General features: G+C 48.0%; 15 protein-coding genes. 8 read left to right on the top strand and 7 right to left on the bottom strand.

Annotation, left to right across the window (positions count from 1 at the left end):
• Positions 1-95: 95 nt before the first annotated feature.
• Entirely contained in the window at positions 96-863 is a 768-nt protein-coding gene (murI, locus tag ACYVR3_RS03180; RefSeq protein ID WP_057151995.1) for a glutamate racemase, read from the top strand.
• A 62-nt stretch (positions 864-925) separates the two neighbouring features.
• Here murI and ACYVR3_RS03175 read toward each other — a convergent pair whose 3' ends face one another.
• Positions 926-1,795: a hypothetical protein gene (locus tag ACYVR3_RS03175; RefSeq protein ID WP_054735904.1), complete on the bottom strand. Its 870-nt coding sequence runs from the start codon at positions 1,793-1,795 to the stop codon at positions 926-928.
• Between the two features lie 199 nt (positions 1,796-1,994).
• On the opposite strand from ACYVR3_RS03175, the gene ACYVR3_RS03170 reads away from it, so the two are divergent.
• From ACYVR3_RS03170 to leuD, 3 genes are all read left to right on the top strand, one after another.
• Positions 1,995-2,486, top strand: coding sequence for a hypothetical protein (locus tag ACYVR3_RS03170; protein WP_461243088.1), 492 nt, complete (start codon positions 1,995-1,997; stop codon positions 2,484-2,486).
• A gap of 327 nt (positions 2,487-2,813) precedes the next feature.
• Entirely contained in the window at positions 2,814-4,190 is a 1,377-nt protein-coding gene (gene leuC / locus ACYVR3_RS03165; protein WP_461243087.1) for a 3-isopropylmalate dehydratase large subunit, read from the top strand.
• The gene (leuD, locus tag ACYVR3_RS03160) at positions 4,187-4,762 is read left to right on the top strand and encodes a 3-isopropylmalate dehydratase small subunit (RefSeq protein ID WP_461243086.1); all 576 of its coding nucleotides are present in this window, start codon (positions 4,187-4,189) and stop codon (positions 4,760-4,762) included. Before leuC ends, leuD begins: the two co-directional genes overlap by 4 nt.
• Positions 4,763-5,217: 455 nt before the next feature.
• On the opposite strand, the gene ACYVR3_RS03155 is transcribed toward leuD, so the two are convergent.
• Entirely contained in the window at positions 5,218-6,150 is a 933-nt protein-coding gene (locus tag ACYVR3_RS03155; RefSeq protein ID WP_461243085.1) for a DMT family transporter, read from the bottom strand.
• A 507-nt stretch (positions 6,151-6,657) separates the two neighbouring features.
• Between ACYVR3_RS03155 and ACYVR3_RS03150 the strand changes: the two genes are divergently transcribed.
• On the top strand, positions 6,658-7,110 hold the full coding sequence (locus ACYVR3_RS03150; RefSeq protein WP_054735909.1) for a hypothetical protein: 453 nt from the start codon (positions 6,658-6,660) through the stop codon (positions 7,108-7,110).
• Between the two features lie 411 nt (positions 7,111-7,521).
• Here ACYVR3_RS03150 and asnA read toward each other — a convergent pair whose 3' ends face one another.
• Positions 7,522-8,529, bottom strand: a complete 1,008-nt coding sequence (asnA, locus tag ACYVR3_RS03145) for an aspartate--ammonia ligase (protein ID WP_057151998.1) — start codon at positions 8,527-8,529, stop codon at positions 7,522-7,524.
• A 275-nt stretch (positions 8,530-8,804) separates the two neighbouring features.
• Here asnA and ACYVR3_RS03140 point away from each other — a divergent pair, with 275 nt between their 5' ends.
• Positions 8,805-9,998 carry a GGDEF domain-containing protein gene (locus tag ACYVR3_RS03140; RefSeq protein WP_461243084.1) on the top strand — a complete coding sequence of 398 codons (1,194 nt, stop codon included), beginning with the start codon at positions 8,805-8,807 and terminating at the stop codon, positions 9,996-9,998.
• 56 nt (positions 9,999-10,054) lie between these two features.
• Here the strand turns inward: ACYVR3_RS03140 and ACYVR3_RS03135 are convergent, their stop codons facing one another.
• The 4 genes from ACYVR3_RS03135 to ACYVR3_RS03120 form a co-directional block, all read right to left on the bottom strand.
• Positions 10,055-11,260: an acyltransferase gene (locus ACYVR3_RS03135; RefSeq protein ID WP_461243083.1), complete on the bottom strand. Its 1,206-nt coding sequence runs from the start codon at positions 11,258-11,260 to the stop codon at positions 10,055-10,057.
• 197 nt (positions 11,261-11,457) lie between these two features.
• The gene (locus tag ACYVR3_RS03130) at positions 11,458-11,880 is read right to left on the bottom strand and encodes a pyridoxamine 5'-phosphate oxidase family protein (RefSeq protein WP_461243082.1); all 423 of its coding nucleotides are present in this window, start codon (positions 11,878-11,880) and stop codon (positions 11,458-11,460) included.
• 140 nt (positions 11,881-12,020) lie between these two features.
• Positions 12,021-12,851: an undecaprenyl-diphosphate phosphatase gene (locus ACYVR3_RS03125; protein ID WP_461243081.1), complete on the bottom strand. Its 831-nt coding sequence runs from the start codon at positions 12,849-12,851 to the stop codon at positions 12,021-12,023.
• 179 nt (positions 12,852-13,030) lie between these two features.
• Positions 13,031-13,450: a pyridoxamine 5'-phosphate oxidase family protein gene (locus ACYVR3_RS03120; RefSeq protein WP_461243080.1), complete on the bottom strand. Its 420-nt coding sequence runs from the start codon at positions 13,448-13,450 to the stop codon at positions 13,031-13,033.
• 164 nt (positions 13,451-13,614) lie between these two features.
• On the opposite strand from ACYVR3_RS03120, the gene ACYVR3_RS03115 reads away from it, so the two are divergent.
• Complete coding sequence (locus tag ACYVR3_RS03115; protein ID WP_461243079.1) at positions 13,615-13,881, top strand: hypothetical protein; 267 nt, start codon at positions 13,615-13,617, stop codon at positions 13,879-13,881.
• Positions 13,882-14,052: 171 nt separating this feature from the next.
• Positions 14,053-14,718: an EAL domain-containing protein gene (locus ACYVR3_RS03110; RefSeq protein WP_461243078.1), complete on the top strand. Its 666-nt coding sequence runs from the start codon at positions 14,053-14,055 to the stop codon at positions 14,716-14,718.
• Positions 14,719-14,721: the final 3 nt, after the last annotated feature.

The raw sequence follows: 14,721 nt of genomic DNA, 5'->3' as shown, positions 1-14,721 counted from the left end.
GAGGATTCGTTCAAAATACCAGCGGGTGACCGGCTTTTGTGGCATAATATAGTTTCAAGGATTTTTAAAAACAGATCAAAGAAGGCATTCGAGCGATGAACAACAATCCAATCGGGGTGTTTGACTCAGGTGTCGGCGGCATCAGCACGCTGAACGAGTTAACGAAGCAGTTCCCCAATGAACGGTTTATTTTCTATGGTGACACAAAGAATGCGCCCTACGGCAGTAAAACGCCGGATGAGGTTTTTCAGTGCACCCAGCGCGTCATGGACGAGCTATTAGCGCAACACGTTAAGGCGGTTGTGATTGCTTGTAATACAGCAACCAGCGCAGCCAAGCCACGGTTGATGCAGGCTTACCCAGAGACCCCAATCGTCGGGATCGAACCAGCGCTAAAGGAGGCCATTGATGATGGCAGCCACAATATTTTGGTGATGGGCACACAGTTAACGGTTCATTTGCCAAAGTTTCAAACGATGATGGCCAAGTACCAAAGTGACCACAACATTTACGCCGTACCGTGTCCCGGTTTAGCGGACTACGTTGAAGGCGGGATGACCGATCCGGCAGCGTTGAACGAGTTGCTGACGACGTTATTGGCACCGTACTTGGATAAGCCAATCGACGGGATCGTGTTAGGTTGCACCCACTATCCATTTGTGCGAGATGCGATTAGCGCGCTGTTTAAGCCGGGAATTCCGGTTCACACTGGGTTTGAAGGGGTTGCGAAACAGCTCCGTCACGTGTTAGTTGAACATGATGGCTTGACGGCTGCCACTACGCCGGGTGATGTGACTTGGATGAGTAGTGAACCTGATGCGGTTGATTATTATCAAAGTTTGTATGACATGTTGAAAAAGTAAGTAAGAAAAGGACACCCAAATCGCTTGAAATAGCGATTTAGGCGTCCTTTTTATTAAACATATTATTCTGTACCGATGACGGTAAAGTAGGGTGTACCACCCAGATGATAAATACTAGCCACGGCTTTTTTACCACCGTAGGCATCATCGTTGTACTGGTATGGCGTATGCATGTTGGTGAGGGCTAAGCGGTATTTATAGTTACCCGACCGGCGAACTTGTTGATCGTTCATGCCAGCTAAATGCTTAGCGTAATAGAGATAGACGGTGTTATTGCGCTTGATCGTATGCGTGATTTTAGCCGATGAGGTTGGCTTAGTGTCGTAGTGGGATTCTAGCGTGCCCCAAAACGAGCCGTATTTTTTAGGATCATTATTATAGGTTTCGATGTAGCCATCCGAAGTGAGCTTAACGGCGTCCACGTTTCGGTTCAGCGTTTTGATGCTCCCCAGACCGCCGGTGTACAGCGTGCCACTACCATATGGCAGGGCGTAAGCTGGTCGGTGAATCTGGACGACCTGTTTCGGTGATAATTTAAATGAGACCGCGCCGAAGCCATAGACGTGCTTGTTGACGAGGCGGGACTTTAAATGATAGCTGATGTTTGGCGTCATGTAGCCTGTTGTATAGGCATCCTTTTGTGAGGCGGCCCCATGGTGATACCGTTGCGCACCAATGATCGTGCCCTTTGCTAGTTTCAGCGTTTTATTAATGGCGTGAGAATTGGTTACGGCTGAGTAGGTCACGTTGACCTTCGTTGCGTGTTTGAGCCGATACCAGTTCGTCGCAAAGCCGCCGTCGTTAGCGCCGTACGTGTAGACGTCGATCTTAGTCCGCTTGGGTTGGCTTGAATTCGCCTGACCGGTTGATGTTGTTAGACCAATGCCGACCAGGGTGAGACTTGCGAGTACGATGGTGGTTAGTTTAGACACGGTAATTCCTCCCCTTTAAACACCATTATATCATGGGAAATGGTGAGAAAATATTACACTTTATTGGTGTCGTCGGCAAGGAAAGTGATGAGGGCGGTGAATTTTGCTTGCCAAAAATGAGAAAATGGGGTAATTTAGACGGATAGCACCCTACATAAACACATCTAATTTTAATCTTATTTTTTCGGAGGTTTTTCATATGAGCAACGAAACGGCACCTTTGGGGTTGGAACCCATTACCCAATACTTATCGCATCACAATAATGATTACCACAACATGGTCGTTGGTAATTTAATCAGCATCGCTAATGTGACCGGGGTCACGATGGAACAACTTATTGATGAATTTGACACGCAGCGGGCCCAGTTACGAAAACTGGCGGACATTGATGTGACCGAATTTGACGGCTTCCACTCAATGGCCTACGATGCTGGGTCAAACAGTTTGATCAAGGTGGCTTTTGGTGACAGTCAGAATAACCGCCAGCCGAACTTCTTTGGCATGCTGAATCTGGCGCATGACCAATACGAACGGGCGGCTAACGCGGAGGGCGAACCCAACGCGGTTTTTGAGGCTAATCATGGCGATTTATCGATTAAGATTACTTCAGATGGCGTTACGGTGACTGGCGGTGACGAAACGTTACAGAATTACGTGACTGCTGTGGTAACGACTGGGTATACCGCTTAGTTGAATAAGAATAAACGTGCGAGTTTAAGCTTTTCCGGTGTGGAAAGAGCTTGGACTCGTTTTTTGATGGCGTCAAGCGATTTAGAAGACAACGTTGAAATGGAACTGGTGGGCTTGCAACTGACACAGTATGAATTCTGACACCGTCTATTAGCCATTATTTATTCAATATCTAAGTGCACAACATATGCCAAAACTCCGTAAAAACACCCCTGAAAGTATGCTATTGCAGCTCTCAGAACCCACTTGTATACTGATGGTGAGAAACAGATGAGATTAGCATGAGTTCGAATAGCGGTGCAAGACCACTAAAGGAGGGCGTTCGTTTTGGGCAAAACACTATTTGATAAACTTTGGGATCGGCACGTGGTGGCCGGTGAACCGGGGGAACCACAGTTGATTTACGTTGACTTGCAGATGTTGCATGAAGTCACCTCACCACAGGCCTTTGAAGGGTTACGGCAAAATCATCGAACAGTTCGTCACCCGGAAAAGAACTTTGCCACGTTGGATCATAACGTCCCAACTGAGGATATTTTTAACATTCAAGACGCAATTTCGCGAAAACAAATTGAAACGCTGGAAGCTAACGTCAAGGAATTTGGGATTCACCTCTGCGACTTAGGCGATAAGGAACAGGGCATCGTTCACGTGATTGGCCCGGAATTAGGGCTGACGAACCCCGGCATGGTGATTGTTTGTGGCGATTCACATACCGCGACTCACGGAGCATTTGGCGCGATGGCCTTCGGGATTGGGACCAGTGAAGTGGAACATGTACTGGCAACGCAGACGATTTGGCAAACTAAGCCGAAAAACATGGGCGTTCACGTTCACGGTAAGCTACCAAAAGGAGTTTACGCCAAGGACATTATTCTGGGATTGATTGCTCGCGAAGGGGTGGCCTTTGGGAACGGTTATTCCGTTGAGTATTACGGCGAAACCATCGAAGGTTTAACGATGGAAGAACGGATGAGCATCTGTAACATGACGATCGAAGGTGGCGCTAAATACGGTTGTATCAAGCCCGACCAAACAACTTTCGATTACATTAAAGGCCGTAAGTATGCGCCCGAAGATTACGAAACGGCCGTAGCGGATTGGAAGACGCTATATACTGACAGTCCTGACGATTTCGATAAAATTATCGACTTTGACGTTAGTGACTTGGCACCACAAGTTTCTTGGGGCACTAATCCGGGCATGACTGTGGGTGTCACAACGCCGTTCCCTGAAATCAAGGATGAGGACGATCGAAAGGCCTACGACTACATTGGCTTAAAACCCGGCCAAACCGCGCAAGATATTCCAGTAACTTATGCCTTCTTTGGGTCATGTACGAATGGCCGGTTATCTGATTTGAAGGCTGCCGCCAAGGTGATGAAGGGTCACCACATTGATCCGAAAGTGACCGCTTGGGTGGTACCGGGGTCGCGGCAGGTTAAGCTTGCTGCTGAAGAGCTGGGATTGGACAAAATCTTTACCGATGCGGGTTGCGAATGGCGCGAGCCTGGTTGTTCAGCCTGTTTAGCCATGAATCCCGATAAGATTCCAGCGGGTGAGCACTGTGCCTCGACCACTAACCGGAACTTTGAAGGTCGGCAAGGGGTTGGTGCGCGAACGCATTTAGCCAGTCCTGCCATGGTTGCTTATGCGGCCCTGAACGGACACTTCATCGACATCAGAAAGGTGGCAGAATCATGAGCGCAATTGAAACGGTTGTGAGTCAGTTAGTCCCAATCATGGCGGATAATATTGCAACGGGTGAGCTCGTGTCACGGGATGTGTTAAAGGAAACCGATAAAGCGAGTTACGCTGACATGCTGTTCTATGGTCAACGCTACCTCGCTTCTGGCGCGAAAAATCCAGCCTTTCCGTTAAATGACCCAGCTCGTCAAACGGCTAAAATTCTAGTCACTGGGCGGAACTTTGGCTGTGGGTCATCGTGGGAACATGCCGCTTGGGCGTTGCGAGATTATGGGTTTCAAGTGGTGATTGCGAAAAGTTTTAGCGATATTTTCTACATGAATGCCATTAAGAACGGCATTTTGCCAGTCACGTTAACTGATGAACAGTGTGACTGGTTGGCCGCGTTGTCAGTAACGGCTGAGGTTACGGTCGACTTGCCGAATCAGACCGTTCAAGCACAGGACCGGGCGTTTCATTTTGAGATTCTTGATCAGTGGAAACAACGGTTGACTCAAGGGTTAACGGATATTGATATTACCGATGGCTTTGCGGATGATATTGCGGCGTTTGAACGGAAAATGAAATAGCGATTTGATTAGACCTGGCAGTTGCTGGGTCTTTTTTATGCTGTCGTTTGTGTCCAGCGTAAGTGTTGGGTGCGATTTGGGTGTTGGCTGTTTGTCGTCGCTTCGCTCGCCAAAGCCGCATGAAAAGCGCTCGTTCAGGCTACAAAATTCGGCGCCGCTTAAACTGTTATTTTCAGGGTTTCTGAAGTTGTAGAAACTTGTCAACCACGCGCTTTCTGGCCACCACGCCGAATGGCCAGATAGGCTTCCAGACTTCGTCGGGTCGTGCTGCGCGAGACTGAGAGCTGCATGTAGGGGCACTTCGATAAAACCGCCAGGCCCGGGCGCTTTCACCGAAGTGCCCCTACACACCGCTCTCAACCCGTCTCGCTCCGCACACTATCGCTGGACACAAACGTAACCAAAAAGCCATCACGATTAAATCGAATCGTGATGGCTTTGCTAGTTGATTAGGCTTACCGCCGTCGTAGCAACCGGAAGTATTTTCGTAAATCTAACGTTAGGCACATGACCGCAACGATGACCAGTAGACTACCCGTGGCATCGAAACCGGTGAAAGGAATGCCGAGTAATAGTACGGAAAAGAGGGTGGCAGAGAGCGGTTCGAAGGCGTTGAGTAGGCTGGCAGTCGTTGGCTGGATGTAGCTGAAGCTGATGTTGTACAGCGCTAATGCCAGAACGGTGCCAACGAGTACGATTGCCAGTACCAGTAAGACAATTGGTAAAGTCAGTGGTGGTCGCGATTGGCGCCACATGGGATGAGCCAAGTTAAGCACCGTACCGGCAATCAGTAACGCCCAGCCGGTACAGTTGAGGACCCCGTATTTAGGCAAAATTGGGCGGGGTAACAGGGTGTTTGTCGCGGTGCCTAAAGCGGCCATTAGTCCCCAGAATAAAACGGCTGGGGAAATTGAAAGGCTTTGGAACTGACCGTGGGTAACGATGAGGGCAACGCCGATGAAGGCGAGAATCATGCCGACGACTTCGCTCCGCCGGGGTAATTGCCGATAGCGGAGAATGTAGTAGGCAACGATCGCGAACGGGCCTAAATACTGCAAGATAGTTGCGATGGACGCGTTGCCGGCTTGAACTGCTAAAAAGTAACAGAATTGAACCGGAATCGTGCCAAACAAGCCGTAGATGACAACTTGTCTGGCGCTATGCCAGTGTTGCCAAATAGCGAATGGGTGTTGCCGCGTAAAGCCGCTGATAAGCAACAAGATGAGACCAGCACTGACCATCCGAACTTGACTCAGCCAAAGGGCGTCAAAGCGCGGATAGTAACGAAATAGGGTGCTGGCGGCCACTCCAGAAAGGCCGAATGCGATTCCGGAAACGATGGCAAAGGTAACACCAAGCCAGGTCCGGTGAGATTGAGCGGATGTCATGAAGAACGGCACTTCCTTTTATATTATGTATGGTATAAAAAACAACAATGCATCCATTGTAGCATGTGCATCAGTCAGATGTTGTCATTTTTGAGAATCAAATTGGTAAGTGTCAAATACTGACGTTTGTGAAAACGGCTTTCGGTGGGAAATAAGGTGTGAGTCGATCAGAATTAAGGGTAAAATCGAGAAAACGTCAAATGAATATAAAACGGTTTCATTTCAAATGAGGTCTAACTTGCAATAAGTGTTGATTTCTAGGGAAAGTCAAGGTACACTAATGGCAAGTAACGGAATCGTTATTTTTTAGAATTATTAAAAATAGATTGAATTAACAACCCATTTGTTGCAAAATAAAGTTAGTATAATTCTGGTGACAGAGGATACTGATTTTTTCACAAAGTACTGGTTTTGGGGAAATTGGTACGGTTCGTGATTAGCGTGACGGGACATGGTTGTTAACGTAGATTGGTTTTTGGTAATTCTGATTAGACGGAGGTAACAACGATGACCCATATAATTGACATGACTGGACGTCAATTTGGGCGCTTGACCGTTATCGAGCGAGCTGGTCGTCGGCCTAATGGCAATGCCACGTGGCGGTGTCAATGTACGTGTGGCAATACCTGCGTGGTAGATGGTCACCGCTTGCGGGTTGGTGAAACGACAAGTTGTGGTTGCTTACAACGTGAACAATCACGCCGAAATCTGTTAGCTAATCCGGCAACTCGGAAGCGAATGGGTGATTATCACCTGTTAGCTAAAAAGTGGCACCCAACGACAACCGAGCTGAGGTCGAGCAACCAAAGTGGTATCACCGGAGTCAGTTTTGATAAGCGCCGTCAAAAGTGGATTGCCCACTTATACTACAAAGGTCGCTATGTCTTGAATGAGAGCTTCGAAGACAAAGCAGATGCGATTGCTGCAAGGCAAGCGGCAGAGCGGAAGTACCTTGCGTAGTGTGGTTAACGCCTTACTTACTTTACTGAAAAGGTTAAGTGTCACGAAAAATGAAGCCATCAAAACTTCTTGAGCGAGGAGTTTTGATGGCTTTGTTTTTTTGTGGCTTTTTGAGTTGGGGAATGTGTGCGGTTGCGGCTTGTTTTATGTTGTATTTTTCGATAATTGAGTGGTATTGGCGACGAACACTACTATTACGTTGGTTTCGGCTTGGTAGTGACTGGGCTGGTTCCGCGTATCGGTAATGGTTGTGAAGCCTTCTTAGTGAACATCTTTCTGGCCACCACGCCGAAATGCGTTAAAACAAGCTGAGAGTTATGTATAAGAAAGGCCCCGCAAAATTACCCAAAAACCAGGTAATTTCGCGGAGCCTTTCTTATACGCCACTCTCAAAGCGCTTGTTTTAACGCTCTACAGCAAATGAATATGATTCTCCTCACACTGATCAATCATCTCTTGTGGCCAAAGTGATGCTTGCACTTCGCCCACGTGGGCCTTGCCTAATAACAGCATGCAGAGTCGTGATTGGCCGATTCCGCCGCCGATGGTGAATGGCACTTCGCCGTTCAAGACCATTTGGTGGTATGGGTATTGGAGCCGATCTTCGGCGTCAGCTAATTTAAGTTGGCGCTTCAAGGCGTCGGCGTCGACCCGGATGCCCATGCTGGAGATTTCGATGGATTGGTTCAATGGTTCGTACCAGAACAAGATGTCACCGTTTAATGACCAGTCATCGTAGTCAGGGGCGCGGCCATCGTGACGTTTGCCACTCTTCATGGCGCCACCGATCTTCATTAAGAAGACACAACCGAGTTCCTTAGTGATGGCATTTTCGCGTTCCTTTGGCGTTAAGTCAGGGAAGCGGTCTTCCAATTCCTGAGTTGTCACAAAGTGAATTTCGTCAGGCAAGTGGTGCACTGATTGTGGGAACTTGTACCAAACTTCGTGTTCCATGTGCTTGATCACTTTGAAAATCTGACGAACAGTGTCCTTCAAGGTGTCCAAGTTACGTTCGTCGCGACTGATGACCTTCTCCCAGTCCCATTGATCCACGTAAGCGGAATGGTAGTTGTCTAGGTCTTCGTCTTTACGAATGGCGTTCATGTTGGTGTAGAGGCCTTCGTGCATGCCAAAGCCGTAACGCTTTAAAGCGACACGCTTCCACTTAGCTAATGAGTGAACGATTTCAATCGTGGCATCGCCTTCGTCTTGCATGGTAAAGGAAACGGGTTGTTCAACCCCGTTCAGGTTATCGTTTAAGCCGGTTGATTTTTCAACGAACATTGGCGCTGAAAGCCGGGAAAGGTTAAGTTGTTTGCCGAATTCATCTTGGAACGTCTCGCGGATGTAGCGGATGGCATCCTGGGTTTCCCGAACAGTCAGTTTCGGGTTGTATGATTCTGGAATAATTAAATGCATCGTGTCGTGCTCCTTATTGCGAGTTGATTGGTTGTTACATGAGATTAATATTAACATTATATGAGAGATTCGGCTAGTTTATTACTAAGATAAGGTTAGAATTTAACAAATCCTCACGTGGCGATGTCTGATAGTTCGATAAATTCCGCATAAAAAAAGCCGGCTAAAGGTTGAAATAGCATTGTTTAGCGCCATCAAATACGGTATTCTAAAAGTAACATCATTTAGGTGCTAAACTAAATTTCAGTGGTCGATAAACCAGAAAGGAATTGGGAATGAACGCTGGTTGGATCAACGTTTCATTTTGGCTGTCATTAGTGACCAACCTCGTTGTTTTTAGCGGGGTGCTGTCGTTATTCTATTGGGTGCGCGGTGACATGACGAACGATTGGATTGCCCGCCACCGACTTGCCGTTGAATTAAGCATCAGTTTTACGTTTCACGCATACTTATTTATGGAGGCGTTGACCAATACATATCTAGGGCCGCATGCGTTTGGGTTACACTGGACCTTCTTGAACCTGATCATCGTGGCCTGTTTACTGTTTAACATCGTGCTCCAATCACGGATTCAATTGGTATTTTCCATTGTGACCACGATCCTATACGTGGCGATGGCCTCGGCGCACTATTCCGTCACGGGAGTCGCACTGACTGCGTTACTCGTTGCCATGCAGATCTGGTTTAACCGTTATGGTGACTGGGTGCGGCATGCGCGGTGGTCGTATCATTTGGTGGCAATTGCGTATGCGGTTTGTTCGGTAGCAACCGTGTATACCATGTCACCGGCAACGCTTGATGGCTGGTTCTGGGTGCGCCAAATAGCCGCCTTTCTAATCGTGAATACCGCGATGGGTGAGTACGCCCTTGCGCTGAGACGGCGAAATGACCGCATCGATAATTACTACGATGAAGCGATCATGGATCCGTTGACCGGAATTAAAAACATGGGCACGTTTAACACGGATGTGCGCCGGTTATATGACCGTTATCAGCGAACAGGCGCGCCTTATATCATGTACGAGTTGGACATCGATTATTTTAAGCACGTCAACGATACTTACGGGCATCCAGTTGGCAACGTCGTACTTCAACGGGTTGCCGAAACGTTGCGGGAACTGGCGGACGGTTTAGAAAACGAGGCCAGTGTCTACCGAATGGGCGGCGAAGAGTTTAGCTTAGTCGTTCAAGGCGAGGGTGCGGAAGGTAATATTGACTCGGCCAAGCAAATTGGGCGTGAGATCATGTCGCGAATCGATGAACTTCGGTTTGCGGCGGCCAACACTGAATTTGGCATCAACGTCTTGATTGGCTTGGAACGGGTCGTCCCGGAAGATAACAACTACCTGGATATCTATAATAAGGCTGACAAATACCTCTACCTGTCCAAACAAAACGGTCGCGATGCGATCACCTTTGATGGCGATACGTTTGAACGGGTTGGGTTTGGCGCGAATGTTGGGCGCTAATGAGCGAGTCAACTTAAAACGTTTCGAGTGCGTGCTCGGAACGTTTTTATTGTGTCTTAATTGGACTTCGTTTCTCGAACTGCGGTAACTGGCGCAATCCGGGTTCGGTGCCGCTTTTGGGGCCGACCCACTAAGATGCCGAACGGCGCGACTTTGTAGCAGAACCAGGCTAACGCAAATGAGTAGACTAACACAAAACCGTAACCTACTGGAATTAAGAGTGCCAGTTGCCAGTCAGCTAGGGTGAGGTGGGAGAGAATCGCGGCTAAAGTGGTTAAGCCGATGATTTGATTGAGGTACATGCCAAAACTAACTTTGGCGCAGCGTTGTACCAGATGATCCAGCCAAGTCGGCATGCCGTGTTCGCGCCAACTGGCGTACTGCTTGCCCAACCAGAAAACGAGGACGATCATCATCGTGTCGTAGATAAACATGTAGGGTTGGTGCGGCGTGGTGGCGAGATCGGTGTTCAACCCAAGCACCTTTTCGTTCCAGATGCGGTAGTAAACGATGGTGCCTAGTGACAGGCTTAACGTCACGGTTGCGATGGCTTTAATATGGCGCTTGATCAGCTGATAGACCTCAGCGTGATGCAAGCTCATATAGGCCCCCGCAATGAAGTAGAATTGGTAAGAAAAGACGTTGATACTGTAGTTTTTGAACCAGTAAAGCCAGCTCGACGTGTCGAGGCCTTGCAGGTAGTATTTAATGGTAATCATCAAAACGAGTTGGGTCGCAAAACTGATTGCGAGGATCCGGTTATGGTGATTAGGCCAGCGTTTGAACAGCCAAACGATTGCTGGAAAGAGCAGGTACAGTTGCATGACGATCAGCATGAAGTACATGTAGGACTGGTTACCGTGGATGACGTAGCTGAGGTATTGCAGGCTGAATTTGGATACGTCCAGGGTTGTTGCGCTATCAAGGGTGGCGATGGCTAGGAGGATGAAGTTCCAGATGAGGTAGGGCCAGATGCTGCCTTTATAGCGTTTCTTGAAAAAGGTTGGCCAATCGTGGCGGTTGTAGTAGTTCATCATGAGGACGAGGCCGCTCATGAATAAAAAGCCCATCCGGGTATAGTGAAACATCATGCGGATGCTCCGGACGGTGTAGTAGGGCAGGTCAGTGTTTGAGGTCATGGCGTCAGTGAAGACGTTGATCGTGTGATTGAATAGGACACCGCAAATGAAGAAGAGGCGCATCAGGTCTACTTCGTGAAGGTACGGTTTTTTCGTGGTGGGGATTGATGTTGTGGTGGGCACGAGCTCGCCTCCTTAGTTAAGTTGGGATTAACGTTAGGGAGGCAAACTTAATGGGAGCTTAAAGCGAGCTACGAACGTGGTCCGTGGCCGTTGCTGTACCGGGTGCGTCATGAATTGGTTAAGAAAATCTAAATAGGCCTCACTAAGCACATCAGGGTTGGTGTGCCTAGTGAGACCTATTTTGAATGGGTTAAGATTTAGAAATTCAGCGTGACTGGTGAGCCGTCACCTGTAATCACGATTGCGGATGAGAAAGTCGCAGCGTAAACGGTGATGCTTGCCTTAGTGGCATCGTCAAAGTGACTGAAGGCTGGAAACTTAGCGCCAAGCGCGTTGAAGAATTCAGTCTTATCAGCGACCTTAGTCGTTGTCGCATCAGTGACGCGGACGGCTTTGGGACCAATCGGGGTTGTCACAAAGGCCACGTGGTTGTTGTGGGTCAATTCCGCAACCTTATCCGTTGGGCCAACTGACATGAAGTAAATGGTATTAGTATCTTGCGGTAACCGGAGTAAGTTGACGATTCGAACGTCGGGGTTGTGACCAGCGGTTGATTCGGTGGCTAAAGCAATGGTTTCGGCGTTGGTTAATACGTCGTTGAAGGTATCAGTAACTGTCATGGGCAAGGGGCTCCTTTGAATTTAGTGTCCCCATTATAGCGCTAGAACGCGTGAATTAACCGGAAAATATTCTAATAGTATATAAAATGCTATTTAAAAAGCGATTATTTGCACAACGTGAATTAACTCACGACAGTTGCTTAGTGCGCAAACAGGCTGAAATAGCCGACAACCACTAGCCCCAATACGATTCGATACCAGCCGAATAGCTTGAAGTCGTTTTGCTTGATGTAGTTTAGCAGGAAGCGGATGGCGATGTAGGCCACGATGAACGAGACCAGCGTCCCGGTGATCAAGATGACGATTTGGCTGTAGGTGAAGCTGTTGCCGTGCACGAAGTATTTGACTAACTTCAACAACGACGCCCCAAACATGGTGGGAATCGCGAGGAAGAAGGAGAATTCGGTGGCCACGTAGCGGGAAGCGCCAATGAGAATTGCGCCTAAGATGGTGGCGCCAGAGCGGGAGGTTCCGGGGACAAGGGAGAGAATCTGAAACAGGCCAATCGCAAGTGCCAGCTTGATTGGCAGACTGTTCAGGTCGGTGAAGCGGGCAATCCGGTTCCGGTTGAAGTTCTCGATAATGATGAATAGGATCCCGTAGCCAATCAAGGTGCTGGCAATCACTTGCCAAGTGGTGAGGTGGGCGTCCATCCAGTCGTTGAGCGGGAGACCGATGATGACGGATGGCAGAACGGCCAAAATCACCTTGGCCCAAAGCGTCCAGGTCTGATGCCGTTCAAGTCGATCTTTACTAGGCGCCCAAGGATTGAGCTTATTGAAGTACAACACCACCACGGCCAAAATGGCGCCAAGCTGAATCACCACCATAAACATGTTGATGAACGCAGTGGGCTGACTGAGGTGAATGAAATCATCAGCCAAATAAAGGTGGCCAGTTGAACTAATGGGTAGAAATTCGGTGATACCTTCAATGATGCCGAGAATGACGGCTTTAATAATGTCTAACACGGTAAAATCGCCTACTTTGCTGAGTATTGGTCGAGTTTAGTTTACCTGACGGGTGTAAAGGTTGTGTGTCGATGGGGTAAATGTTTTGTAAATGTCTCGATTGAGTCAAATTTTGAAACGAAAAAACTCGGCACCGGGGAAGGGTGTCGAGTTTTTTTGTGTGTTGGGGGTTGTTTCAATTAGAAAGTCAGCGTCGTTTCACCCTTGCGAGTAATGACAACTGCTTCGTCAAAGGTGATCTTGAAAATCACCAGTTTTGACCGGAATTCAGGGGTGAAGTTCCGAATGTGTTCGTACTTAGCGTCCAAAGCCGCAAAGACCTCATCGCTATTGTCGGCACGGGTAACGTGGCCTTCGTTGACTCGAACGGCAAGGTGATCGATGTCATCAGTAATGAAAGATACCGTATCGTGGACGAGGAATTCCTTAGTCTTGGCAGATTGACCGTTAGACGTAAAGTAAATGGTGTTCGGCGTTTCTGGCAAATACACCATGTTGACGGTCCGAACCCGAGGCGCATTGCCTTCGAGGTTAAGCGTGGCTAAGGCAATCGTATCGGTGTTGGTTAAGCGTTCAGTGTAAATTTCTTCTGCAGTCATGTTCGAGTCTCCTTAAGTTAACTTGATAAGGTTATTATACTGCTGAAAGTTGACAACAGTTTGTCAGGTTTTAGAAAGTATTTTGCGTTATTTTTATCCGCAATTCAAATACGTTATAATAATAGCAGTATAAGCAACTAACCATTCTTTGGCGGAGAAATTAAATGTTTAAGCAAGCGATTCGACACGCAAATCAATGGTTACTGATTATCTTTATCATGGACTTGGTTTTTGAGCCGATTTCGTGGTTGCTTCACCGAGAAAGCGGTAGTTTGCGGGGGCTAGTTCGGTTGGTTTGGCAAGCACCTGATCGCGGTAAGGCACTGCTCGTTGTTATCGTGGTCGTACTCGTGATTTGGGTGGCACTCGTGCTGTTCTTTTGGTTAATTGAGGGACTTCGATGGGCAATGGGGCGTCACGATGTTAATTAATGGGATGGCTGAGTTGAGGTAGGCGTTAATTGGCAAGAAAGTTGCCAAAAGCAAACCGAACTTTCGAAATAGCGTTTTCGTTTATTTTCGAGCGTTGTATAATGGATGAAATACTAGTGATTAAAACGTTTATTGGTCTAGATAAATCAGACTGAGATTGGGGGAACTGCAGTGCTGAGATTTTGGGGACAACCAAAGTATGCTGACCGAGAACTGTTAGGGTACGAGTTGTTTTTGCGTGAAGCCGTAGCTGATCAGTGGCAGTTTCCCAAAGACTTTGGGGCGTACAGTGCTACTGAGATTACCGATCTGTTGATTGAAACGGTGAAGACACTCGGAAACCGGGCACAACTCCTATCATTGAACCTAGACCGACCGGAGTTCATTCGTGAGGACTACGTGAAAGAGATGGCTCGAGCGCAACGCGCCTGTCCGCAAGTCCAGCTCTGCGTTGAGTTGACCGAACGACCGGGGGACGTCTCGGCAAAACAGCTGATTGATGCCGCTTCCGGGTACGCATCGGCTAACCTGTGGGTGTGCATTGATGACGTGGGAACGGGCGACAACGAACTGGAAGTTGTGGGTGAATTAGCCCCTTACGTCACGGAATATAAGTTTGCACTTCAAAATTTTCACGACCAAAAGGATTTCACTAGTCTGGTATCACCATTACTTCAATTCTGGCGAGAACAGGCGAAAATCAACGAGTTATTTTTCGCAATTGAAGGGTTTGAAACGAAGGCCGATTTAAAAATCGCGCAAAACTACCACGCGGATATTCTACAAGGCTACTACTTCGGCCGGCCAAGTTTAATTAAACTGGCAACGGATGATTAGCGT

It is taken from the genome of Secundilactobacillus muriivasis, assembly GCF_054785195.1.
Note: the sequence above shows the minus strand (reverse complement) of the source record. Positions and strands in the feature narration are given on the sequence as shown.

Coding starts and splice junctions, on each gene's coding strand:
- murI (WP_057151995.1), top strand. CDS start 96: ATGAACAACAATCCAATCGGGGTGTTTGACTCAGGTGTCGGCGGCATC.
- ACYVR3_RS03170 (WP_461243088.1), top strand. CDS start 1,995: ATGAGCAACGAAACGGCACCTTTGGGGTTGGAACCCATTACCCAATAC.
- leuD (WP_461243086.1), top strand. CDS start 4,187: ATGAGCGCAATTGAAACGGTTGTGAGTCAGTTAGTCCCAATCATGGCG.
- ACYVR3_RS03155 (WP_461243085.1), bottom strand. CDS start 6,150: ATGACATCCGCTCAATCTCACCGGACCTGGCTTGGTGTTACCTTTGCC.
- ACYVR3_RS03150 (WP_054735909.1), top strand. CDS start 6,658: ATGACCCATATAATTGACATGACTGGACGTCAATTTGGGCGCTTGACC.
- asnA (WP_057151998.1), bottom strand. CDS start 8,529: ATGCATTTAATTATTCCAGAATCATACAACCCGAAACTGACTGTTCGG.
- ACYVR3_RS03140 (WP_461243084.1), top strand. CDS start 8,805: ATGAACGCTGGTTGGATCAACGTTTCATTTTGGCTGTCATTAGTGACC.
- ACYVR3_RS03130 (WP_461243082.1), bottom strand. CDS start 11,880: ATGACAGTTACTGATACCTTCAACGACGTATTAACCAACGCCGAAACC.
- ACYVR3_RS03120 (WP_461243080.1), bottom strand. CDS start 13,450: ATGACTGCAGAAGAAATTTACACTGAACGCTTAACCAACACCGATACG.
- ACYVR3_RS03115 (WP_461243079.1), top strand. CDS start 13,615: ATGTTTAAGCAAGCGATTCGACACGCAAATCAATGGTTACTGATTATC.